The organism is Microbacterium daqui, from assembly GCF_050408675.1.
GTDB lineage: Bacteria > Actinomycetota > Actinomycetes > Actinomycetales > Microbacteriaceae > Microbacterium.
Genome location: NZ_JBNTKF010000025.1, coordinates 14,050 through 35,490 on the forward strand (window position 1 = coordinate 14,050; position 21,441 = coordinate 35,490).

Genomic DNA, 21,441 nt, shown 5'->3' on the forward strand with positions numbered 1-21,441 from the left:
TCATAACGACAGCGCCTCTTTTTGCCGGTTATCGGCGGTGCTTGTAGGCGATTGGCTCGCCCAGGAACGGCATCCAGGCGTCACGCATGGCGTCAGTGAGCCGAATGGGCTTGCCCGTTGCCGCATCGACAAGCACAATCACCGCCGTCGACTTCGCGTACATCACTTGCTCTTCGTCGTCACGCGGTGACCAGACTTCGTAGCAGACCTCAAGGCTTGAACCACCGACATGGCCGAACCACATCTGCACGTCGAGCGGGCGACGCTGATACGGCACCGGCAGCAGATACTCGATCTCCTGGCGAGCGATCAGCGTGAGCAGACCGGTGTCGATCCCCGGCGTGAGAACAGCCGTGGAAGGCGCCTCCTCGCCCGGAAGCGGCTCCCAGAATGCCCGCACACGCGCTTCTTCAAGGAGCTTGAGCATCGCCGCGTTGTTCACGTGGTTGTAGGCATCAAGATCTCCCCACCGCGCATGGATGGGAATGTGAAGTCGCTCAGTCACGAGTCAGCTTTCGGTGCGTCGAGCGGTGCGGAGCCGCAGCTTCGGCGCCGAGACGAGCGATCTTGTTCTCTTCGTACGACTCAAAGTTACCCTCGAACCAGTACCACTGGTCCGGCTTCTCATCGGTACCCTCGTAAGCGAGGATGTGGGTTGCGATGCGGTCCAGGAACCAGCGGTCGTGCGTGATGACCACGGCGCAACCGGGGAACTCAAGGAGCGCGTTTTCCAGGCTCGACAGCGTTTCGACGTCAAGGTCGTTTGTCGGTTCGTCGAGGAGCAGGACGTTGCCGCCCTCCTTGAGCGTCAGCGCGAGGTTGAGGCGGTTGCGCTCACCACCGGAGAGCACGCCGGCCTTCTTCTGCTGGTCTGGTCCCTTGAATCCGAACTTCGACACGTATGCACGGGACGGAATTTCGGTCTTGCCGACGGTGATGATGTCGAGACCGTCAGAAACGACCTCCCACAGCGTCTTGTTCGGGTCGATGTTGGCGCGCGACTGGTCAACGTAGCTGAGCTTGACCGTCTCACCGATCTTCAGTTCACCGCCGTCGAGCGGCTCGATGCCGACGATCGTCTTGAACAGCGTGGTCTTGCCGACACCATTCGGGCCGATGATGCCGACGATGCCGTTCGGCGGCAGGCTGAACGACAGGTTCGAGATGAGCGAGCGACCGTCGAAGCCCTTCTGCAGGTTCTTCGCCTCGATGACGATGGAACCAAGGCGGGGGCCAGCAGGAATTTGGATTTCTTCGAAGTCAAGCTTGCGAGTGCGCTCAGCCTCGGTTGCCATCTCTTCGTAGCGCGCAAGACGAGCCTTCGACTTGGCTTGGCGGCCCTTGGCGTTGGAGCGAACCCAGTCAAGTTCTTCAGCGAGGCGCTTCGCTAGCTTTGCGTCCTTCTTGCCCTGAACATCGAGACGCTCGCGCTTCTTCTCCAGGTACGTCGAGTAGTTACCTTCGTAACCGATCAGGCGGCCGCGGTCGACCTCGGCAATCCACTCGGCAACGTGATCGAGGAAGTAACGGTCGTGCGTAATGGCGATGACGGCGCCGGGGTACTTCTGAAGGTGCTGCTCGAGCCACTGCACGCTTTCGGCGTCCAAGTGGTTCGTGGGCTCGTCGAGGAGCAGCAGGTCAGGCTTCTGCAGCAGGAGCTTGGCGAGGGCGACGCGGCGCTTCTCACCACCCGAGAGGTGCTTGATCTCGGCGTCCGACGGCGGCGTGCGCAGTGCGTCCATGGCCTGCTCAAGCTGGGAGTCAATGTCCCAGCTGTCAGCCGCGTCGATCTCTTCCTGCAGCGAGCCCATCTCAGCGAGCAACGCGTCGAAGTCAGCGTCAGGGTCAGCCATCTGTGCCGAGATCTCGTTAAAGCGGTTGAGCTTGCCCTTGATGGCAACGCCGTCTTCGATGTTCTCGAGCACAGTCTTGGTCTCGTCGAGCTCGGGCTCCTGCATCAGGATGCCGACCGTGTAGCCCGGGGTGAGCACTGCTTCACCGTTCGAGGGCGTGTCGAGGCCGGCCATGATCTTGAGGATCGTCGACTTACCGGCACCGTTCGGACCGACCATACCGATCTTGGCGCCGGGCAAGAACGACATTGTGACGTCGTCAAGGATGAGCTTCTCGCCCACCGCCTTGCGTGCGCGAACCATCGAGTAGATATATTCAGCCATGAGGCTCCCGTTCTGAATGGGATGGGGTGCCTCGAATGCGAGGCGAAGTCTGCCTCTAGCCTACCGGCTGGCGCCCGAGCGCGCGGTGCTCGACGGCGCGCACTACTACGTTCCTGGCTGTGGCGTCACGGAAACGAGGCAGCCGCCGTCTTTCAGCTCCGGCAGGATCACGGCAATCGGGTCGCCGGTGGACGCACCGACCTGGCCGACGAGGCATGACCCTTGAATCAGCACCGAGAACTGCAGGCTCTCCACGTCGCTCCCGAGGGTGGTCGTGCTGGACGTCGTTTCCATCGCAGCAAGATCAAACCCCGTGGCGACGAGGGCATCAATGTATGCCGTGCTGTTCACGCCGCTACCAGCCGCCCACTGATCGACCACCACCTTGGTGAAGATCGGGAGGTTCTCTTCAGCCGTGCCGCCCGGCACAAAAGTTGCCGCCGGATCGGCCGTTGGCGCGACCGGGGGCGCGACCGGCTGCTGCGCTCCAACGTCGGGAGTGCGACTAGCCGACGGTGTCGTGGCCTCTGGCGTCGTGGTTCCGGTGCATGCCGCCAACAGCAGTGTCGTTGCCGCGACAAACGCGAGTGCGACAGACGTGCGGGATCGGAGCGCCAGTGAGTTCACACGCCGAGTCTAGGGCCAGCGCCCATCGATTGGCTGGGTGGCACTCCCCTGGCGCCCGATTCCGTACGTTTCTGCGTCAATTGCCACTCAGAACGGCGTTTCTTCCAATTTCTCCTCGGGAACAGACTCCGGAAACGACTCATCGGCCGGCGCGTCAGGAACATCAACCTGCTCCGTACGGGCCTCCCGTGTGAACGCACTCGTGCCCCAGCGCAGATCCGGACCGAGCGCATCCGCATCAATCTCGACATTGGTACCGCGGCGGTCGCCGTCTTTCCAGTGCCGCACCCGCAACTTGCCGTGCACGATAACGCGGTCGCCCTTGTGCAGGGAGCCGGCGGCATGAAGGGCCAGCGACCGGTAGGCGGCGACCGTAAACCAGTTGGGCTCACCCTCAACCCACTTCTCGCTTGCTTTGTCGAACCAACGTTGGGCGCTCGCGACGCGCAGACTCACGACGTCGATGCCCGATGCGGTGCTCTTCAGGTTGGGGTCTTCAGCGAGGTTGCCGATGACGGTAATGCTGTCAGACATGTTTTCTCCTTGTCAGTGGTGGAGATCCGGCGCCGACGTGCCCGAAACAGCGCCGGATCAGCACCCACTGTGCGCCCCGCGCGGTATCGAAAACCCGAAAACGCCTCCGTTGGGGATAAACCCGACGGAGACGTTCTCTGTGGAGGATTACCGCTTGATGTACTCGCTGAATCCGGCGCGCACCTTATTGACCTTGGGCACGGCCACGGCAAGGCAGTAACCCTGAGTGGGGTTCTTCGTGAAGAAATCCTGGTGGTACTCCTCGGCACGGTAGAACGTGCTGGCCTCTTCCATCGTGGTCACGACGTCACCGTCCCACAGACCCGCGGCACGCTTGCGCGCCTCGTCGAAGACGGCTTCCTGCTCAGGCGACGTGGGGAACATGGCCGAGCGGTACTGTGTACCGATGTCGTTGCCTTGGCGATTCAGCTGGCGCGGGTCGTGCATCGTGAAGAAGGCATCGAGAATGACGGAACCAGGAATCACCTCCGGATCAAAGGTCACCGCCACGGCCTCAGCGTGGCCGGTGGCACCCGTGCAGACCTGCTCGTAGGTCGGGTTGACGGTGTCTCCGCCGATATACCCGGAGACAACCTCCGAGATGCCGTTGAGCGCGCGATATGCGGCGTCGAGGCACCAAAAGCAACCGCCAGCCAAAACATACGTTTCCACGAATAACCCTTCCGTTGTCGTTCTCTAACGCTACGCCGATTCTGGCCTACCAGGGCCAATGTCGGAGGCCAACCCTACAGTTCAAAGTAAGCGCAGGCCAGTGCATTCAGATCAGGAGGAAGACATGAACGCTCTCATCACTCAGCCGCTTGAAATCACCGTGCATCACCATGAGATCATTCGTGGTGTTGGTGCTGGCCTGTGGCGAGTCACCGACCACCGCAGTTTCGTACTCGGCAACATTCAGGCCCTGCCCGAATCTCTGGGTGTGCGCTATCACGCGATGCGGTTCCACCCTCCGACGGCCACATTCCGCAGCGTTGGTGCATTCTGGTCGCCCGACGAGGCTCTGCTTTGCCTGCGCCACTCACGATGACCGGTACGCTAGAGGTACATCCCTCAGTAGCTCAGTGGATAGAGCAGCGGCCTTCTAATCCGCCGGTCACACGTTCGAATCGTGTCTGGGGGGCTCAGCGAGCGCAAGCGACGTATGGCGATGCGGAACACCCGCACACCCGCTTGAGCCCGACATTTCGGCGGCTCAGCAGGTGTGCCGCCCCTACGGATTGAAGGTAGCTACGGTGAGTTCAAGCGAGAACGACCGCCTCGTATGGATCGACTGCGAAATGACGGGGCTCGACCTCAGCATTGACGAGCTCGCCGAGATCGCCATCGTCGTGACCGACTTTGAGCTCAACATTCTCGACCCGGGGCTCTCGCTCGTCATTAAGCCGAGCGATGCCGCGCTCGAGAACATGGGCGAGTTCGTGACGAACATGCACACCACGAGCGGCCTCATCACCGAGATCCCCGACGGCATCAGCGTCGCTGAAGCTGAGGAGCGCGCTCTCGCGTACATTCGCCAGTTCGTGCCACAGGAGCTGAAGGCACCGCTCGCCGGCAACACGATCGGCACCGACCGCATGTTCCTCGCAAAGTACATGCCGCAGCTAGATTCTTTTTTGCATTATCGAAACGTCGATGTGTCCAGCATCAAGGAGCTTTCACGCCGCTGGTACCCGCGCGCTTACTTCCAGGCGCCGGCAAAAGATGGCGGCCACCGGGCACTTGCTGACATTCTCGAATCGATCCGCGAACTCGCGTACTACCGCCGCGTAGTCTTCGTTTCTGACCCAGGGCCGACAAGTGTCGAGGCGCGCGAGGCTTCCGACGCCGTCGTGGCAAAGTTCGCTGAAAATCTATGACAGAATAGTCAGGTTGCTTCCGCTCGTTCGGAGCACATGGTGGGTATAGCTCAGTTGGTAGAGCGCTTGGTTGTGGTCCAGGAGGTCGCGGGTTCGAGCCCCGTTACTCACCCCAAATGGGAGAGGTTCAAACCCTCGACAAGAGTAGCCACTCTTTGTCCGGTTTGAGCCTCTCCCTTCTTCTTCGCTTCAGCGGCCCAGTTCAGAGCGTTCATCTGCTCCTCGGTATCGCAGAGTGAACCGAAGGGGCGCTCGTACTCGACGCGGACATCCCCGTCTTCCTCGATGAAGATCCGGAGGAAGAACGCCTTGCTGACGGACCAGTTCGGTCTTGTAGACCTTCATGGCGCCCAGCAGATCAACCAAGAAGCGACTCACAGCACCCAAGTAGCTGGTGAGCCACAGAGAGGAGCTCCGAGCACGACTTGATCTACGTCAAGGCTGAGGCTCTGTCAACACGATAGTCTGCGTCGTGAAGGCCAGGAACCTCCTGGTCGCCCCCCGTTTCGGGGTGAAGCGAAAGGACTCATCATGGCGAACGCTACTGACACCACCCACACTCTGCTGCGCGCCGAGGGTTTCTCGTGCCCGTCGTGCGTGACCAAGATCGAGAAGCAGGTCGGCAAGCTCGATGGCGTCGAGAACGTGACGGTGCACTTCGCCTCGGGTCGCGTAGAGATCGACCACGATGAGACAAGAAGTTCCGTCGACGATCTCATTGCTGCTGTCGATAAGGCCGGCTATAAGTCGAAGGCCTCCGCGTTCTAGCCAAACGGCTCCTAACGCACTAAGTTCACCAATTCGAAAGGCGGCACATTCGTGAACGCGTTCCGCAAGTGGCGGTATGGCAACTGGTTCATTCCCGTTGTCTCGGGCCTCCTCATTCTCGTGGCGTTCGGCGTCGAGAAGCTCTTCGGTGGCGTCTGGAACGTCACGGTCGGTCCGCAATGGTGGATCGACGCTGGCGAACACGCCCACGGTTCTGGTCATGTGTTTACCCTTGCGAACGCGTTCATGCTCGCCGCAGCAATTGTCGCGGGGTACGGAATCGTCGTGAAGGCCGTCCGGGCACTGCTCGTAAAGTTCATCAGTATCGACCTGCTCGTATCGATTGCAGCGATCGGCGCGACACTCATCGGCAACTTCTGGGAAGCTGCCGCCGTGACGTTCCTCTTCGCGATCGGTCACGCACTCGAAGCCGGCACGATGAACAAGACCCGTGCAGCGCTCGCTGAGTTGGTCGCGGTGGCCCCCGACGTTGCAGTCGTGATGCGCGACGGTGAGCAGGTCGAGATCGCCGCACATCGGGTGCGCATGGGCGAGATCGTGCTCGTAAAGAACGGAGCGAAAGTTCCCGTCGACGGGCAGGTCGTGTCAGGCACCGGAGCGATCGACGAGGCATCGATCACGGGTGAGTCGATCCCGGTCGAAAAGACGAAGTCAGATCACGTGTTTGCGGGCACGATCTCGCGGGGCGGATTCCTACAGGTCATGGCGACCGGCATCGGAGCCGACACTACGCTCGCGCGCATCATTCACCGTGTCGAAGAAGCGCAGGATGCGAAAGCGAAAACGCAGGCATTCATCGACCGATTCTCGAAGTGGTACACGCCCGCGGTGATGGTACTCGCGCTTGCGGCGGGCCTCATCTCTGGTGACGTAGTGCTCGGCCTCACGTTGCTCGTGATCGGTTGCCCGGGCGCGCTCGTCATCTCGATTCCCGTGGCGATCGTAGCGGGAATCGGCCGCTCGGCCCGCAACGGGATTCTCATCAAGGGCGGCGAGTACCTCGAAACCTCGGCCAAGATCTCGGCCGTCGCAGTCGATAAGACGGGGACTCTCACCGAGGGCCGCCCCGTACTCACCGACATCGTTGTACTCAATCCTGAAGCGGATCGGCGCGAGGTGCTTCGCTGGGCAGCCGCCGCAGAAGCAGGGTCTGAGCACCCACTTGCCCGCCCGATCCTCGACACCGCACGAGAAGAAGGAGTGGCCCCCGAGGGCCTTCCGGGATCGGTCACACCGGTCGTGGGCAAGGGGATCGTGGCCGACGCTCACGGCAAGCAGGTACTCATCGGTAACGTGCCGCTGCTCGAACAGTACGGGATCGTGAACGACGCGGGGGCGGCTGTGGCTGCGAAGAAACTGGCGGCGGCAGGCAAGACCCCGATGATTGTCGCGGTCGATGAGAGCGTGCTTGGCGTAATCGGTGTCGCAGATACGATCCGCGAGGATGCCCCCGAGATGATCAGGCGCTTGCACGCTGGCGGGGTGCGGAAGGTGGTGATGCTCACCGGAGATACGCGCCTTGTCGCCGAAGCCATCGGTGAGGCGGTCGGCATCGATGAGATCCATGCTTCGTTGCTACCCGAGGACAAGCTCGACGCTGTCGCGCGGTTGCAGCGCGAGGGGCACACGGTCGCGATGGTGGGCGACGGCGTGAACGACGCCCCGGCCCTCGCGACCGCCGACATTGGTGTTGCCATGGGTGCAGCGGGCTCAGCGGTGGCCGTGGAGACGGCAGACATTGCCTTGATGGGCGACAACCTCTTGAAACTGCCCGAAGCAATCAGCCTCGCCAAACGCACCGTGAACGTCATGCGCCAGAACATCTGGATCGCGCTCATCACCGTTGTCGTGCTGGTCGTCGGGGTCTTCGCAGGGGGTGTCACGATGGCTATCGGCATGCTCGTGCACGAGGGATCGGTGCTCCTCGTAATCCTCAACGCGATGCGCCTACTGCGCAACACCCAAGGAGCCACTGCGTTGTCGAGGAGTGAACGCGCCGGAGCCGCACATGAAACAGGCCGCCCGGTCGAACCAGCCACGGCCCAGAGTTCATCCGAACATCCATCTTAAGAAAGGACCACACACATGAGTGAGAACCAGTTCAGCGTCGGCGAGAAAGCGAAGCACTTCGTCATCGACGAGGTCGCGAAAGCAAACACGAATTTTCGTCAGGTGCTCTGGACGGGAAAGCATTCCCAACTCGTTGCGATGACGATTCCGGTGGGCGGGGAGGTCGGCGACGAGGTGCATGACAGCACCGACCAGTTGCTGAGTTTTGTGTCGGGCAGCGGAGAGGCCGACCTTGACGGCGAGACGCACACCGTTGATGCTGGCGACCTGTGCGCTGTCCCGGCCGGTACTCGCCACAACTTCCGCAACACTGGCGATGAGCCTTTGGTGCTCTACACCGTCTATTCACCTCCGGAGCACGCAATTGACGCGGAGTATGCCACGAAGGAACTCGCTGATGCGGCAGAGGCTTCGGGTGAAGACGCTCCACCACAGGCAACCACGTAAGTGTCACTCACCTGGAGAACGAGGAGAAGTCAATAATGTCGAAAGCGCTGGTCTTCGCCGCCTATGGCGGCCCCGAGACGCAGGAACTCGTTGAACGCCCCGCTCCGGTGCCTGGGCCTGGAGAGCTCGCGATCGAAGTGAAAGCGGCCGGGGTGAACCCTGCTGACTGGAAGATCCGTGCGGGGCAGATGGGCTCCCACTGGCCGCTTCCCGCACCGATGGGCCGAGAGGCCTCCGGTGTCGTCACCGCCGTAGGCGCCGAGGTCGAGAACTTCGCTGTCGGTGACATGGTGCTCGGCCTCGCGGCCAAAGGACAGGGAACGTTCGCGAAGCACACGGTGTTGGATGCGGCACAAACCGTCCAGAAGCCCGAAGAGCTTTCCTTTGCTGACGCTGCAGCACTGCCTGTCGCAGGGGCGACTGCGTATGACGTGACGCATCAGATCGAGCTGGAACCTGGTCAGACAATGCTGATTCTTGGCGCCGGAGGTGGGGTCGGGCTGATGGCGGCGCAGATCGGCAATGTGCACAAGTTCACGGTCATCGGTGTGGCCAGTGCAGCGAAGCAGGAACTGGTGGAGTCGACCGGTGCGACGTTCGTTGCCTCCGGGGAGGGTGCGGCTGACCGGGTGCGTGCCATCGCGCCGGAGGGCGTTGATGTGCTCATCGACCTGGTCGGTGGGCAGGCGCTTCGTGATCTCGCGGTCGTCGCCAAAAACCCGAGCGTCATCATCAGTACCGCAGACCCAACCACCGTGCAGCAACTCGGTGGCGTAGCGGTGGTGCGCACGCGTGAAGGGCTCGAGAAGGTCACCGGCGTCGCCCAGTACGGTCTCGTCGACCCGCAGGTGACGGACCGGTACAGTCTCGATCGGGCTGCGGAGGCCGTCGCCATGGTGGAGGCTGGGCACACTGCCGGCAAAGTGATCATCGAACCATGACCCAGCGGCCTGAGGCACCGACGGACGCCGTATTCACAGCAGCACGGACGTCTGATCCTGTGGCCTCAACAAACCGGGTGGCCGATGCATACGGGTCGCCTGAGGTTGATATCGAGGGCATTCTCGGCGCCGAGATCTCACCGGATGACCCTGACCGTGCGGTCATCGAGCCGTGGGCCGCGGCAGTCGATGGCCCCATTCTCGATGTCGGCGCGGGTACCGGGCGTTGGACCGGTCACCTCGCACGCCTCGGACACACGGTGGAAGGGCTCGAACCATCGGATCGCCTCATCACAATAGCCCGTACCAGACATCCCGCGGTCGTGTTCCATCACGATTCCATCGAAGATCTCGCCCGTTGCGAGACCCGCTGGGGCGGAATCCTCGACTGGTATTCGACCATTCACATGAGCTCAGAAGAGCTCCTACACGCGCTCGCAATACTGCGCACTCGGCTGGGTGACGGCGGATCGCTGCTGATGTCCTTTTTCGCGGGGCCGCGGCGGGAGGCATTCGACCATCCGATCGCCGCCGCATACCGGTGGCCGATGAACAAAATGGTCGAAGCCCTCACCCACGCCGGGTTCGAGGTGATCGGGCAGCGCTCGAACCCGCGGACGCCACACGCGTACATCACTGCACGCGCCACCCCTGGCTTCAGCTGAAGCGCGTGTGTTGTGCCACGAGTCGCCATACTAGAAGGGAAGGGAACGGAAGGGAAGGATGCCGTTGGCTGTTTCAACCGATGTGGATGCTGATCCAGCAAATGATCTCTGCGTGGCGCGTGTACCACTGTTTCAAGGGCTCACATATGCGCAGCAAGTGGAAGTTGCGGGATTTGCACGTACCGTCCGATTAGACGCTGTCGAGCGGGCGTATACAGCAGGCTCGGATTTGTCGCAGTTGATGGTGGTGCACACCGGTCAGGTGAAGATCGCTCGTACAAGTGCGGCTGGGCACGAGCAGGTGATCCGGGTCCTCGGTCCGGGCGACTTCATCGGAGAATCCGCGTTTCTCACCGGCACGAGACCCGATCACGCAGCAGAAGCGCTCGTGCATACCGAACTGTGCGTGTTCCGTCATGCCGATCTCGGGCGTCTCGTCGAGAAGCATCCGAGCATCGGGCTGCGCATGCTGCAAGGAGTGAGTCAACGCTTGGATGATACTGAGGCGCGGCTGACTTCTGTCATCTTGGGAAACGTGAGCTCTCGTCTCGCCGATTACCTGCTCTCGCTCCCTGCGACGCCAGGGCCGCGAGGAGCTATCTACGTGACGCTGCCGCTCGCAAAGAAGGACACCGCTTCGCTCCTGTCCACGACACCAGAGTCCCTCAGTCGGCAACTTCGCAAACTCACCGACACCGGGGTGATCTCACAACAGGAACAGGGGCGGATCACGATCACTGATGTGACCGCGCTCACCGCGCTCTCAACCCTCTCGAAGAGAGACTGAGAACCGTGCCAGCCCAGACCATCGCCCCACGTACCTCGGAAGCGTCACACGCAATGTCATCAACGGGGGAATTTCTTCGCACCCGCAAGCTCATGATGTTCGTGCTCGTCGGTTTGGCGACCGGGGTTATGCTCTGGTTGACCAGCGCAGAGATGGCTCTCGGGGTCACCGCATACTTGGTGCTCGGTATCGTGATCGTGATCACCGCGATCGACATGTTCAAAGATCTGATGCGCGGGCATTGGGGGCTCGACATTCTTGCGGTCATCGCCATGATCGCGACACTCGCCGTACAGGAATATGTCGCGGGGCTCATCATCGCGTTGATGCTCACCGGAGGGGAAGCACTCGAAGACCTCGCCGCTCGCCGCGCGAGCCGAGAACTCGACCAACTGTTGAACCGAGCCCCAGCATTCGCGGGTCGAGTACCAGGCGCTACTTTGCCGTGCGCCGGTCGAAAAGGTTCGGTCAAAGTCTGACGGGTTGCAGAGGAGGTCGAGTGCCGTCGCACTGGCGGCGTGACTAGAACTGTCACCTATCCGTGCAGCACTCCCCAAAGCACCGGTCTTTGGTCGGTGTGTTCGGAAGCGAGGCCGACGTTCTGCGCATCGTGAAGCGATTTCCCGGACTCCACGAGGATGACGGAGCGTATTGGCTGGAGCCTGCGGAGGTTCCGGAACTCACCGAAATCGAACACAATGACTGGGTTTTCCCCCTCGCGCGCGCATCGTTCTCGACGTATCAGTCCGACGGCGCCATCGATGTTGTCTGGAATGAAGTTCAACTCTTCGACGAGCCTGCACCTGCCTCGGGTGTGTATGCCGCGGTGAGCATGTCGGTTAACGGCTATACCTTCGACGCGGCGAGCGGCGTCGAGCACGTTCATGCCAGGGAACGGTTATTCGCAGAAGCCCAGGATTACTTCGTTGCCCGCGGCAAAGTCGTGGGGCGCGAAGCGCTCGGCTCTCAAGATGATAGTACGTCATGGTTTCCGCGGCAGACAACGGTGAACCCGGCAATCTGGCCTACCTGATCGACCTGGCGGCGGTGCACTTGCGCGCACAGTGTGACACGTTCGAAGAGTTCCTGCGCCGGTATCCCGGCGATCTGGCGTAGCCAGCTCCCGACATTTGGGCGGTTCCGCTCTGCGATATATTTGAGCAGTCTCATAACGGCCGATCGACGGCGATGAGCACCTCCGAATCAGGCCCCGCAATGCACGGCTGGCCCGGATGATTACCCGCTCAAGAGATTGCAAGGCCGCCAATGACGTGGACGCTGTGGGTCACGCTCCTTTTCGCCACTGTCGTCATTAGTCTGACGCCTGGTGCGGGTGCCGTGAACACGATGACGAATGCCATCAACGAAGGCTGGCGCCGCTCGTTCTGGGGCATCGTTGGCCAGCAGCTCGCCCTCGTGGTGCATGTCATCATCGTGGCGGCTGGCGTCGGCGTCTTCATCGCGGGCAACCCCGTGCTCTTCGAAATTGTCCGCTACGCGGGTGCCGCATATCTGGTCTATCTCGGTTTGCGACTCATCTTCGCCCGCGTTCAAGACACAGAAGAGGGTGCGGAAACAGCGCGCAGCCGCGAAAGCGGCTGGTCAATGCTGCGACGCGGCTTCTGGGTCAATATCCTCAACCCTAAAGCGATCGTTTTCTTCCTGGCGTTTGTGCCGCAGTTCATTCGTCTCGATCAAGATCCGCTCCCCCAGTACCTCATCCTCATCGCGACCGTCATCGTCGTCGACATCCTCGTGATGTGGTTCTTCTTCGCGGTCGCAGCCCGCCCGTTCCGACGCCTCACCGCCACGGCTAGGGGTCAGCGCCTCCTCAACCGCATTTTTGGTTCCCTTTTCATCGCCGTCGCTGCCCTCCTCGCGATCGCTCACTGACCGACGACACCGGGGCCGCTGACATACTGGCTAGCGAGCGGAAGAACGGAAACGATATGGAGATGAGCGCAGAAGCGTTCGACGAACTCGTCTCGGATGAGCTCGACCTACTCCCCGAAGAGATGATCGCGGGCCTCGACAACGTCATCTTCGTCGTGGAGGACTACAGCGAAGACGGCTCCACCGACCTGCTCGGCCTCTACGACGGCCTCGCCCTCACCGAACGCGATCGCTACGGTATGGGCGATCTCCCCGACCGCATCATCGTGTACCGCATGGCGCACCTGCTCGCGTGCGAGACCGAAGACGAACTGCGCGACGAGGTGCACACCACGCTCGTTCACGAGATTGCCCACTTCTACGGCATCGATGACGCGCGCCTGCACGAACTAGGCTGGGCTTAATGACTACCCTCGCAATGCCCGACATCGACCTCGACCACGAGGTCACCGTCGACCCCGCAAAGTCGTGGCAAACCATCGTGTGGGACGACCCGGTCAACCTCATGTCGTACGTTTCGCGCGTCTTCCGCGACTACTTCGGCTTCACTCACGAGAAGGCCGAAGAACTCATGCTCGCCGTTCACAACGAGGGTCGCGCGATCGTCGCGACCGGTGCCCGCGAGCAAATGGAACTGCACGTGCAGGCCATGCACGGTTACGGGCTCTGGGCCACCGTCGATCAGGCTGCCACGTGACGACGACGCTCACTCTCGTCGACGGCGAAGTTCACGTACTCACCGAACTCGTCGCTCAGCTTCTCGATCTCTATGAAGACGCCGACGATCACGACCCCGCGATCGACCGGCTCTCCCCCGCCGCGTACCGCGACAATGACGAAGCCTCGGCTGAGTTTCGACGACTGACGCGAACCGATCTGCTGACGCAGCGAAGCGAAGACGCCTCCACGATGCTGGGCGCTCTCAACGCAGCCGCTGGTTCCGCTCACGACGAGACGGACGGAACCATCACTGTCGTGCTCGACGATGCGAGCGTCCTCGCGTGGATGCGCACGCTCGCGTCGCTACGCCTCGTGATGGCAACGCGTCTCGGCATCGGGCAGAACGACCATCACGACCACGATCATCCGCACTACGCGCTCTACGATTGGCTGGCGTACCGCCTCGAAACGCTCGTTGAGGCGACCGAGGCTTAGTCGGTTGGCACGACTACGACGATATCCGCGAGACTGCGCGGATCGTTCGCGGCGATGTGTTGGTCTTCTTGGCGCGCCCAGCGTTCCCAGTGCGGCGCGTAGGTGTCGCCGTCGCGCGTGAGCGCCCGGCGTTTGCGATCGGCATCGGCAGCCTCCACCCACACGCGCACGTCAGCCAACACGGCTGACGCGGCCGTGACAATGCCGGCGCCCTCAACAATGAGCGTGCCGTGAAGCGGAACCACGTGGCTGGCGGTTTCTGGAACGTCCAATTGCCAGTTCCACCCGTTCCAGGAGCCCTCGGCACCACGTACGCGCGGTGTCAGCACGTTGTCGATCACCTGGTCGGCGCCAGCGCGGAGTCCGTCCCACCCGGGATACACGCTGTCGAGGGCAAGCACGTACGCGTCACCCTCATCGGCCGCAAGGCGTCTACTGAGCGACGTCTTGCCGGCACCGGAGCGACCGTCGATGAGCACGACCGGTGCAAACGCACCCGATGCGTGCACGAGCGCCTGAATATCGTCGACGGCGCGGCTCAGCGCGGCTTCGACGGCGTCGTTACTTTTTGAGGGCACGAATGATGCGCGCAAGTGCGCGACCAGCTACGCATACGAACGGGACCGCGACGGCCAGCAGCGAAATGATGTTGGGCTCAAAGCGAATCGAGTCACCGGTGCGAACATATGCGCCAACCGGAATGGCCGCGCCACCGCCGCCGCCACCCGCCGCGCCTTCTTCGTCTGATCCGCCGCCGAAGCCGTGCCAGGTCAGCGCGACCGGAATGATCTTCACGCCGTCGAGGTCTTGTTGCTCGCCATAGACGCTCTTCGCGCCGATGGAGGAGGACAGCTTGCCGAGTTCGAGTGCGATGTTAGGCATACCCTAACCGTAGCGCGCTCGGGCACGATAGAACAGGCTCGATACGGCGGACTACCCGTGGTCGTCCAGCTTGGGAGCGCGCGGAGCCGCATAGCGATCGGTGCGGCCGATAAACGCGGCACGCGTGACGGCACCAGAACCAAACCGTTCGGCAGCGTCGTCGAGCGCATCGTCGACGCGGCGCCAGTCTTCATCGTCGTCCCAGAGCGCGAGTGCTGAGCCACCCTTGGGTTGCAGCTTCTCAGCGCGTACACCGATGAGTCGTACCGGGGCGATGAGATCAAGTGTCGCGAATAGGTCGCGCGCAGCGTCGGCAATGCGCATGCCGACATCGGTGGGTTCGGGCAGCGTCTGCGAACGGCTCAGCGTCGTGAAGTCGTTGAAGCGCACCTTGATCGCAATAGTGCGTGACTCAACGCCCGCTTTGCGCAGCCGAATGCCGACGCGGTCAGCAAGGCGCAACAGTTCACTGCGAAGGCGCTCGGGGTCGGCGACGTCGTGCTCAAACGTCTCTTCGTGACCGATGCTCTTTTCGGCGTGCTCTGTCACCACAATGCGCTCGTCAACGCCGTGAGCGAGCTCCCGCACGCGAGCACCCATTGCGGGCCCGAGCACGCGGTTCAAGGCAGCCTGCGGCGTCGCACGCACGTCGGCAATGGTGCGGATGCCACGGTTCTCCAAGGCTTCAGAAGCCTTCGGCCCGACGCCCCACATTTGCCTCACCGACCTCGGACCCAAAAAGCCCAGCGTCTGTGCTTCGGGCACGAACAGCATGCCGTTGGGCTTGCAGAGGGTAGACGCCATTTTCGCAACGTGTTTCGTCGCGGCAACACCAACGCTGCATGTGATGCCGACCTCGCGCTCAACGGTTTCGCGAATGAGCGTCGCGATCTCCCCCGGGCTACCCCACAGGCGCCGCGCACCCGAGACATCAAGAAAAGCCTCGTCAATTGACAGCGGCTCGACCAGCGGAGTGAACCGTTGGAAGATCTCCATCACCTGCTTCGACACTTCGATATAGCGGTGAAACGAGGGGTTGACGATGATTCCTTGTGGGCACAGGCGAATGGCCTGCCCCATCGGCATCGCGGCGCGCACCCCGAAGCGGCGTGCTTCGTACGACGCGCTCGAGACGACCGATCGCCCCTCGGGAGCCCCGATGATGATGGGCTTGCCGCCAAGCGACGGGTCGTCGAGCACCGCAACCGACGCGTAAAACGCATCCATGTCTACGTGCAGAATCGAGGTTCCGGCATCGTCGTCACCCGGGAGTGAAAAGACCCGGTTTGATCCGTCTCCTCTGCCCATGGTTCCATTCTCCGCTCTGCCACCGACATTGCCTACAAACGGCAAGTGGGGCGCCACCAGGACGCCCCACTTGCTGAAAAGGTTTACGCCTGTGCGGCGCGCTCCAGCACGAGCTCGCGCACACGCGCGGCGTCGGCCTGGCCCTTCATCGCCTTCATGACGGCACCGATGACCGCGCCAGCTGCCTGAACCTTGCCATCGCGGATCTTCGCGAGAACGTCTGGCTGCGAGGCGAGTGCCTCATCGATGGCCGCGATCAGCGCGCCGTCGTCAGAAACAACGGCAAGACCACGAGCATCGACAACCTCCTGCGGGGTGCCTTCGCCGGCGATAACGCCTTCGAGCACCTGGCGAGCCAGCTTGTCGGTGAGCGTGCCAGCGTCAATGAGCGCCTGGAGGGCGGCCACGTTCGCGGGCGTCACGATGTCTGCGATCTCGCGCCCCTGAGCGTTGGCGAGACGAGCGATCTCACCCGTCCACCACTTGCGGGCAGCGGCGGGCGAAGCGCCCGCAGCGATCGTGGCTTCAACCTCCACCACGATGCCACCGTTGGCGACGTCCTGGAACTCAAGGTCAGTGAAGCCCCACTCCGACTTCAGGCGGCGACGACGAGCAACCGGAGCCTCCGGCAGCGCGGCGCGCAGCTCTTCGACCTGCTCACGCGACGGAGCAACCGGAACCAGGTCGGGCTCCGGGAAGTAACGGTAGTCGTCAGCGTCCGACTTCGGGCGACCGGGCGAGGTCTCCCCCGTGTCTTCGTGCCAGTGACGCGTCTCCTGGATGATGGTTCCGCCAGCGGCAAGAATCGCAGCCTGACGCTGGATTTCGTAGCGAACCGCACGCTCTACCGAGCGCATCGAGTTGACGTTCTTCGTCTCGGTGCGGGTGCCGAGCTTCTCCTGGCCGCGGGGGCGCAGTGAAACGTTGGCGTCGCAGCGCAGGTTTCCGCGCTCGAGACGGGCCTCCGAGATGCCGAGCGAGAGCACGATGTCGCGAATCGTCGCGACGTAGGCCTTCGCAAGCTCCGGAGCCTGGTGCTCAGCACCGAAGATCGGCTTCGTGACGATCTCGACGAGCGGCACACCGGCACGGTTGTAGTCAACCAGCGAGTGGTCGGCACCCTGAATGCGGCCCGTGGAACCACCGACGTGCGTGAGCTTGCCGGCGTCTTCTTCCATGTGCGCGCGCTCGATCGGAATGTCGACCAGCGTGCCGTCGCTCAGCTCAACCTGAACCGAACCCTCGAAAGCGATGGGCTCATCGAACTGCGAGATCTGGTAGTTCTTGCCGAGGTCAGGGTAGAAGTAGTTCTTGCGAGCAAAGCTCGACGACTCGGCAATCGAGCAACCGAGCGCGAGGCCCAGCTTGATCGACGAGACGACAGCCTCGGCGTTCACGACGGGCAGTGCGCCCGGCAGGCCCATGTCGACGGGCGCAACCAGCGTGTTGGGTGCAGCGTCGTGGTTAGCCTCGTGTGCCGGGTTCGGTGCCGACGAGAACATCTTCGTCGCGGTGTTGAGCTCGACGTGAACCTCAAAACCGAGAACCGGTTCGTACAGCTCGAGAGCCTTGTTGTAGTCCATCAGCGCTTCAGCATCCATCAGCGTGCGCCTCCGTTCAGCTCGGGTGCGCGGTCAAGCAGCGGGCCACCCCACTGGTCGACGAGCAGGGCTTCTAGCGCTGCGCCGACGCGGTACAGGCGGGCGTCTTCAAACGCCGGCGCCACAAACTGGATACCAACGGGCAGGCCGTCGTCAGACGCCAGGCCGCTCGGCAGTGTCATGCCGGGAACGCCAGCAAGGTTCGCGGGAATCGTCGCGACGTCGTTCAGATACATCTGAATCGGGTCGCCGACCTTCTCACCGAACTTGAATGCGGTGGTCGGTGCCGTCGGCGTCGCAATGATGTCGACCTGGCTGAACGCCGCGTCGAAGTCCTGCTGAATGAGCGTGCGCACTTTCTGGGCCGAACCGTAGTAGGCGTCGTAGTAGCCCGAGCTCAGCGCGTAGGTGCCGAGGATGATGCGGCGCTTGACCTCGTCGCCGAAGCCAGCGGCACGGGTCGCAGCCATCACGTTCTCAACGGTGGCGCCGCCCTCAGGGGTCACACGCATGCCGAAGCGAACCGAGTCGAACTTGGCCAGGTTGCTCGATGCCTCTGCCGGAAGAATCAGATAGTAGGCGGCAACGCCGTACTCAAAGTGCGGGGCACTGATCTCAACGATCTCGGCACCGTGTGCCTCCATGAGTGCGAGCGACTCGCGGAACGACTGCGAAACACCGGCCTGGAAGCCGCTGTCCGGAAGCTCCTTGATCACGCCAACCTTGAGGCCCTTGAGAACCTGTCCGGTTGCACCTTCGCGAGCGGCAGCAGCAAACGACGGCCACTGCGTCGTGAGCGACGTCGAGTCGTTGACGTCGTGGCCACCAATGACATCGTGCAGCAGGGCCGAGTCGAGCACGGTACGCGTGACCGGGCCGATCTGGTCCAGGCTCGATGCCAGGGCGATTGCGCCGTAGCGGCTGACACCACCGTAGGTCGGCTTGAGGCCGACGGTTCCGGTGACGTGGGCGGGCTGGCGAATGGAACCACCGGTGTCGGAACCAAGAGCGAGGGGCGCTTCGAAGGCTGCGACGGCAGCAGCGGAGCCACCACCGGAACCGCCAGGAATGCGCTCCAAGTCCCACGGGTTCCGCGTCGGTCCGTATGCCGAGTGCTCGGTCGACGATCCCATGGCGAATTCGTCCATGTTGGTCTTACCGATGGCAACGAGGCCCGCGGCGCGAGCACGCGAGACAACCGTGGCGTCATAGGGCGACATGTAGCCCTCGAGGATCTTGGATCCGGAGGTCGACGGCATGTCGGTCGTGACGAGCACGTCCTTCACCGCGAGCGGCACGCCGGCCAGCTCGTGGAGCTGCTCGCCGGCGGCACGACGGCGGTCGATGTCAGCGGCGATCGCCTCGGCGTTCTCGTTGACGTGCAGAAATGCGTGCACGTCGCCATCAACGGCGGCGATGCGGTCCAGGTGTGCGCGGGTAGCCTCGACAGCCGAAACTTCGCCAGCGGCGAGCTTCGTGGCGAGATCTGCCGCGGTCAGGCGAATCAGATCACTCACTGTTCTTCTCCCAGGATTGCGGTCACGACGAAACGACCGTCTTCGGCTTCAGGGGCATTCTGCAGGGTTTGCTCCTGCGTCAGCGGCGCCTGCGGCACATCGGGGCGGAAGACGTTCTCGAGCGGAATCGGGTGACTCGTTGCGGCGACGTCGGGGGTAGCAACCTCCGACACCTTCGCAATGTTGTCAACGATGACATCGAGCTGGCCGGTGAGGCGCTCTACTTCTTCGTCGGTCAGCTGGATCCGGGCGAGCACGCCGAGGTGGCGGACAAGATCGGGAGTGATTTCAGACACCTCGACAGTCTAGTTCGTTTGGAGCGTCTCGCCCGTCTCGGCGTTTAGGCTATTTCTGTGACAGAGACGTTTAACCCTCCACGCCCATGGACCAAGAGCTACGCAGCTGGCGTTCCCGAAGACCTCGGTGACGTTACGGGCTCCCTGTTTGATGTTGTCGAGCGTTCCGCTCAGCAGTACCCGAATGCTCCAGCGCTGGAGTTCTTCGGCAAGACCATCACCTACGCCGAAATGCTTGAAGAGATTGAGCGCGCAGCCGAAGGTTTGCGCGCTCTCGGTGTGAGCGCTGGCGACCCGGTGGCCCTCATTCTGCCGAACTGCCCCGAGCACATCGTCGCGTTCTACGCGGTGCTCCGCCTCGGCGCTGTCGTTGTTGAGCACAACCCGCTCTACACGCCGCGCGAGCTGCGCAAGCAGTTCGAAGACCACGGCGCGAAGACGGCGATCGTCTGGAACAAGGTCGTCTCCTCGGTACAAGAGTTCCCGGATGACATCGCCGTCACCAACCTGATCTCGGTCGACATCACGAAGTCGATGCCGATCACGACGCGCATCCTGTTGCGACTCCCGATCTCCAAGGCCCGCGAGTCGCGCGAGGCGCTTTACTCCCCCGTTGCCAACACGGTCACGTGGGAGAAGGTCACGTCCGCCGGTCGCTTGCCGTCGATTTGGGTGCGCCCGCAGACGAACGATCTCGCGATCATTCAGTACACGTCGGGCACGACCGGCACGCCGAAGGGCGCGGCCCTCACGCACCGCAACATGATTGCGAACGCGATGCAGGCGCAGTCCTGGACCCCCTCGGTATCGCGCGGCGAAGGCTGCGTCTTCTACGCCGTGCTCCCGATGTTCCACGCATACGGTCTCACGCTGTGCGTGACGTTCGCGATGTCGATGGGCGCCCGCCTCGTGCTCTTCCCGAAGTTCGACGCCGACATGGTGCTCGAAGTCGTGAAGAAGCGGCCCGCGACCGTCTTCCCCCTGGTTCCGCCCATCGCCGAACGACTTCTTGCACGCGCCAAGGAAACCGGAACCTCGCTTGAAGGCATCAAGATCGGCGTCTCCGGCGCGATGCCGTTGAGCGTGGAGCTGGTGGAACCATTTGAGCAGGCCTCGGGCGGGTACCTGTGCGAAGGCTACGGCTTGAGCGAGTGCTCCCCCGTGCTCATGGTGAACCCGGTCGCCGAGAACCGCAAGACCGGAACCATCGGCCTACCGCTGCCCGGCACCGAAGTACGCATTGTTGACCCGGAGAACCCGACGGTCGACGTGCCGGCGGGCGCCGAGGGCGAGCTCATCGTGCGCGGCCCCCAGGTGTTCAGCGGCTACTACGGCAAGCCAGAAGAAACCGAAGCCGTGTTTGTTGACGGCTGGTTCCGCACCGGCGACATCGTGCGCATGGACGAAGACGGCTTCGTAACCGTGGTTGACCGCATCAAGGAGCTCATCATCACCGGTGGCTTCAACGTCGCACCGACCGAGGTCGAGAACGTGTTGCGCCAGCACGCCAGCGTCGCAGACATCGCTGTTATTGGCCTGCCGAGTTCGCACTCGGGTGAAGAGGTTGTCGCGGCGATCGTGCTCGAGCCGGGTGCGTCGCTCGACGCTGACGCCCTGCGCGACTTCGGCCGCACGATTCTCACGCCCTACAAGGTGCCGCGTCAGTTCTTCGTCGTCGACGAGCTGCCGAAGTCAATGATCGGCAAGGTGCTCCGCCGCCAGGTCAAGCAGACGATCCTGGAGCAACAAAGCGGCTCTTCACGAACGAGGGTGTAGTGGGTTGAGCGCGTCGCTGGCTGGGTAGGGGTCGAGGTCTCCCGGAGGATGGAAGTTCTTCACGCTCACCATCCCGAAAGACCTCGACGTGCTCCACCC

At 62.5% G+C, this 21,441-nt stretch carries 26 protein-coding genes and 2 tRNA genes; 17 read left to right on the forward strand and 11 right to left on the reverse strand.

What is annotated here, in order from left to right; all coding sequences use genetic code 11:
• Window positions 1–28: 28 nt before the first annotated feature.
• The 5 genes from ACQUSY_RS11815 to msrA form a co-directional block, all read right to left on the reverse strand.
• The gene (locus tag ACQUSY_RS11815) at window positions 29–505 is read right to left on the reverse strand and encodes an acyl-CoA thioesterase (RefSeq protein WP_428904674.1); all 477 of its coding nucleotides are present in this window, start codon (window positions 503–505) and stop codon (window positions 29–31) included.
• Window positions 498–2,177: an energy-dependent translational throttle protein EttA gene (ettA, locus tag ACQUSY_RS11820; protein ID WP_428904675.1), complete on the reverse strand. Its 1,680-nt coding sequence runs from the start codon at window positions 2,175–2,177 to the stop codon at window positions 498–500. Before ettA ends, ACQUSY_RS11815 begins: the two co-directional genes overlap by 8 nt.
• Window positions 2,178–2,282: 105 nt before the next feature.
• Complete coding sequence (locus ACQUSY_RS11825; RefSeq protein WP_147824532.1) at window positions 2,283–2,804, reverse strand: DUF6993 domain-containing protein; 522 nt, start codon at window positions 2,802–2,804, stop codon at window positions 2,283–2,285.
• An 87-nt stretch (window positions 2,805–2,891) separates the two neighbouring features.
• The gene (ssb, locus tag ACQUSY_RS11830; RefSeq protein WP_428904676.1) at window positions 2,892–3,338 is read right to left on the reverse strand and encodes a single-stranded DNA-binding protein; all 447 of its coding nucleotides are present in this window, start codon (window positions 3,336–3,338) and stop codon (window positions 2,892–2,894) included.
• Between the two features lie 147 nt (window positions 3,339–3,485).
• A complete protein-coding gene (gene msrA, locus ACQUSY_RS11835) occupies window positions 3,486–4,010 on the reverse strand; it encodes a peptide-methionine (S)-S-oxide reductase MsrA (protein ID WP_147824534.1) in 525 nt (174 codons plus the stop codon).
• Window positions 4,011–4,134: 124 nt separating this feature from the next.
• Here msrA and ACQUSY_RS11840 point away from each other — a divergent pair, with 124 nt between their 5' ends.
• From ACQUSY_RS11840 to ACQUSY_RS11915, 16 genes are all read left to right on the forward strand, one after another.
• Entirely contained in the window at window positions 4,135–4,386 is a 252-nt protein-coding gene (locus ACQUSY_RS11840; RefSeq protein ID WP_147824535.1) for a DNA mismatch repair protein, read from the forward strand.
• 20 nt (window positions 4,387–4,406) lie between these two features.
• Window positions 4,407–4,479 (forward strand) — tRNA-Arg (locus tag ACQUSY_RS11845).
• Window positions 4,480–4,591: 112 nt separating this feature from the next.
• Window positions 4,592–5,215: an oligoribonuclease gene (gene orn, locus ACQUSY_RS11850; protein ID WP_428904677.1), complete on the forward strand. Its 624-nt coding sequence runs from the start codon at window positions 4,592–4,594 to the stop codon at window positions 5,213–5,215.
• A gap of 39 nt (window positions 5,216–5,254) precedes the next feature.
• Window positions 5,255–5,330: transfer RNA gene (locus tag ACQUSY_RS11855), tRNA-His, on the forward strand.
• Between the two features lie 416 nt (window positions 5,331–5,746).
• Window positions 5,747–5,983, forward strand: coding sequence for a heavy-metal-associated domain-containing protein (locus ACQUSY_RS11860; RefSeq protein ID WP_017791819.1), 237 nt, complete (start codon window positions 5,747–5,749; stop codon window positions 5,981–5,983).
• 51 nt (window positions 5,984–6,034) lie between these two features.
• Window positions 6,035–8,074, forward strand: coding sequence for a heavy metal translocating P-type ATPase (locus tag ACQUSY_RS11865; protein ID WP_428904678.1), 2,040 nt, complete (start codon window positions 6,035–6,037; stop codon window positions 8,072–8,074).
• Between the two features lie 15 nt (window positions 8,075–8,089).
• The gene (locus ACQUSY_RS11870; protein ID WP_428904679.1) at window positions 8,090–8,521 is read left to right on the forward strand and encodes a cupin domain-containing protein; all 432 of its coding nucleotides are present in this window, start codon (window positions 8,090–8,092) and stop codon (window positions 8,519–8,521) included.
• Between the two features lie 35 nt (window positions 8,522–8,556).
• Complete coding sequence (locus ACQUSY_RS11875) at window positions 8,557–9,462, forward strand: NADP-dependent oxidoreductase (protein WP_428904680.1); 906 nt, start codon at window positions 8,557–8,559, stop codon at window positions 9,460–9,462.
• Window positions 9,459–10,127, forward strand: a complete 669-nt coding sequence (locus tag ACQUSY_RS11880; protein ID WP_428904681.1) for a class I SAM-dependent methyltransferase — start codon at window positions 9,459–9,461, stop codon at window positions 10,125–10,127. Before ACQUSY_RS11875 ends, ACQUSY_RS11880 begins: the two co-directional genes overlap by 4 nt.
• A gap of 58 nt (window positions 10,128–10,185) precedes the next feature.
• On the forward strand, window positions 10,186–10,914 hold the full coding sequence (locus ACQUSY_RS11885) for a Crp/Fnr family transcriptional regulator (RefSeq protein WP_428904682.1): 729 nt from the start codon (window positions 10,186–10,188) through the stop codon (window positions 10,912–10,914).
• Between the two features lie 5 nt (window positions 10,915–10,919).
• Window positions 10,920–11,393, forward strand: a complete 474-nt coding sequence (locus ACQUSY_RS11890; protein ID WP_428904683.1) for an HAD family hydrolase — start codon at window positions 10,920–10,922, stop codon at window positions 11,391–11,393.
• A gap of 89 nt (window positions 11,394–11,482) precedes the next feature.
• Complete coding sequence (locus ACQUSY_RS11895; RefSeq protein ID WP_428904684.1) at window positions 11,483–11,947, forward strand: hypothetical protein; 465 nt, start codon at window positions 11,483–11,485, stop codon at window positions 11,945–11,947.
• A 233-nt stretch (window positions 11,948–12,180) separates the two neighbouring features.
• Complete coding sequence (locus ACQUSY_RS11900; protein ID WP_428904685.1) at window positions 12,181–12,807, forward strand: LysE family translocator; 627 nt, start codon at window positions 12,181–12,183, stop codon at window positions 12,805–12,807.
• A 56-nt stretch (window positions 12,808–12,863) separates the two neighbouring features.
• Complete coding sequence (locus ACQUSY_RS11905) at window positions 12,864–13,211, forward strand: metallopeptidase family protein (protein ID WP_428904686.1); 348 nt, start codon at window positions 12,864–12,866, stop codon at window positions 13,209–13,211.
• Window positions 13,211–13,504 carry an ATP-dependent Clp protease adapter ClpS gene (clpS, locus tag ACQUSY_RS11910; RefSeq protein WP_428904687.1) on the forward strand — a complete coding sequence of 98 codons (294 nt, stop codon included), beginning with the start codon at window positions 13,211–13,213 and terminating at the stop codon, window positions 13,502–13,504. Before ACQUSY_RS11905 ends, clpS begins: the two co-directional genes overlap by 1 nt.
• The gene (locus ACQUSY_RS11915) at window positions 13,501–13,962 is read left to right on the forward strand and encodes a DUF2017 family protein (protein ID WP_428904688.1); all 462 of its coding nucleotides are present in this window, start codon (window positions 13,501–13,503) and stop codon (window positions 13,960–13,962) included. Before clpS ends, ACQUSY_RS11915 begins: the two co-directional genes overlap by 4 nt.
• Here ACQUSY_RS11915 and ACQUSY_RS11920 read toward each other — a convergent pair.
• The 6 genes from ACQUSY_RS11920 to gatC form a co-directional block, all read right to left on the reverse strand.
• A complete protein-coding gene (locus ACQUSY_RS11920; protein ID WP_428904689.1) occupies window positions 13,959–14,540 on the reverse strand; it encodes a nucleoside/nucleotide kinase family protein in 582 nt (193 codons plus the stop codon). The two genes, ACQUSY_RS11915 and ACQUSY_RS11920, sit on opposite strands and share 4 nt — an antisense overlap.
• The gene (locus ACQUSY_RS11925) at window positions 14,524–14,844 is read right to left on the reverse strand and encodes a hypothetical protein (protein WP_147824546.1); all 321 of its coding nucleotides are present in this window, start codon (window positions 14,842–14,844) and stop codon (window positions 14,524–14,526) included. Before ACQUSY_RS11925 ends, ACQUSY_RS11920 begins: the two co-directional genes overlap by 17 nt.
• Before the next feature lie 51 nt (window positions 14,845–14,895).
• Window positions 14,896–16,152, reverse strand: coding sequence for a DNA polymerase IV (dinB, locus tag ACQUSY_RS11930; protein ID WP_428904690.1), 1,257 nt, complete (start codon window positions 16,150–16,152; stop codon window positions 14,896–14,898).
• A gap of 83 nt (window positions 16,153–16,235) precedes the next feature.
• A complete protein-coding gene (gene gatB / locus ACQUSY_RS11935; RefSeq protein WP_428904691.1) occupies window positions 16,236–17,753 on the reverse strand; it encodes an Asp-tRNA(Asn)/Glu-tRNA(Gln) amidotransferase subunit GatB in 1,518 nt (505 codons plus the stop codon).
• Entirely contained in the window at window positions 17,753–19,270 is a 1,518-nt protein-coding gene (gatA, locus tag ACQUSY_RS11940; RefSeq protein WP_428904692.1) for an Asp-tRNA(Asn)/Glu-tRNA(Gln) amidotransferase subunit GatA, read from the reverse strand. Before gatA ends, gatB begins: the two co-directional genes overlap by 1 nt.
• Window positions 19,267–19,566 (reverse strand): Asp-tRNA(Asn)/Glu-tRNA(Gln) amidotransferase subunit GatC, encoded by a 300-nt coding sequence (gatC, locus tag ACQUSY_RS11945; protein ID WP_428904693.1) that lies wholly within the window; start codon window positions 19,564–19,566, stop codon window positions 19,267–19,269. Before gatC ends, gatA begins: the two co-directional genes overlap by 4 nt.
• A 57-nt stretch (window positions 19,567–19,623) precedes the next feature.
• Here gatC and ACQUSY_RS11950 point away from each other — a divergent pair, with 57 nt between their 5' ends.
• Entirely contained in the window at window positions 19,624–21,342 is a 1,719-nt protein-coding gene (locus ACQUSY_RS11950) for a long-chain-fatty-acid--CoA ligase (protein WP_428904694.1), read from the forward strand.
• The last annotated feature ends 99 nt before the right edge of the window (window positions 21,343–21,441 follow it).

Excerpts from the sequence above, each read along its gene's own strand:
- ettA (WP_428904675.1), bottom strand. The coding sequence starts at position 2,177 with ATGGCTGAATATATCTACTCGATGGTTCGCGCACGCAAGGCGGTGGGC.
- ACQUSY_RS11925 (WP_147824546.1), bottom strand. The coding sequence starts at position 14,844 with ATGCCTAACATCGCACTCGAACTCGGCAAGCTGTCCTCCTCCATCGGC.
- ACQUSY_RS11875 (WP_428904680.1), top strand. The coding sequence starts at position 8,557 with ATGTCGAAAGCGCTGGTCTTCGCCGCCTATGGCGGCCCCGAGACGCAG.
- ACQUSY_RS11880 (WP_428904681.1), top strand. The coding sequence starts at position 9,459 with ATGACCCAGCGGCCTGAGGCACCGACGGACGCCGTATTCACAGCAGCA.
- ACQUSY_RS11905 (WP_428904686.1), top strand. The coding sequence starts at position 12,864 with ATGGAGATGAGCGCAGAAGCGTTCGACGAACTCGTCTCGGATGAGCTC.
- ACQUSY_RS11885 (WP_428904682.1), top strand. The coding sequence starts at position 10,186 with ATGCCGTTGGCTGTTTCAACCGATGTGGATGCTGATCCAGCAAATGAT.
- ACQUSY_RS11900 (WP_428904685.1), top strand. The coding sequence starts at position 12,181 with ATGACGTGGACGCTGTGGGTCACGCTCCTTTTCGCCACTGTCGTCATT.
- ssb (WP_428904676.1), bottom strand. The coding sequence starts at position 3,338 with ATGTCTGACAGCATTACCGTCATCGGCAACCTCGCTGAAGACCCCAAC.
- dinB (WP_428904690.1), bottom strand. The coding sequence starts at position 16,152 with ATGGGCAGAGGAGACGGATCAAACCGGGTCTTTTCACTCCCGGGTGAC.
- ACQUSY_RS11870 (WP_428904679.1), top strand. The coding sequence starts at position 8,090 with ATGAGTGAGAACCAGTTCAGCGTCGGCGAGAAAGCGAAGCACTTCGTC.
- ACQUSY_RS11840 (WP_147824535.1), top strand. The coding sequence starts at position 4,135 with ATGAACGCTCTCATCACTCAGCCGCTTGAAATCACCGTGCATCACCAT.
- ACQUSY_RS11860 (WP_017791819.1), top strand. The coding sequence starts at position 5,747 with ATGGCGAACGCTACTGACACCACCCACACTCTGCTGCGCGCCGAGGGT.
- gatB (WP_428904691.1), bottom strand. The coding sequence starts at position 17,753 with ATGGATGCTGAAGCGCTGATGGACTACAACAAGGCTCTCGAGCTGTAC.
- clpS (WP_428904687.1), top strand. The coding sequence starts at position 13,211 with ATGACTACCCTCGCAATGCCCGACATCGACCTCGACCACGAGGTCACC.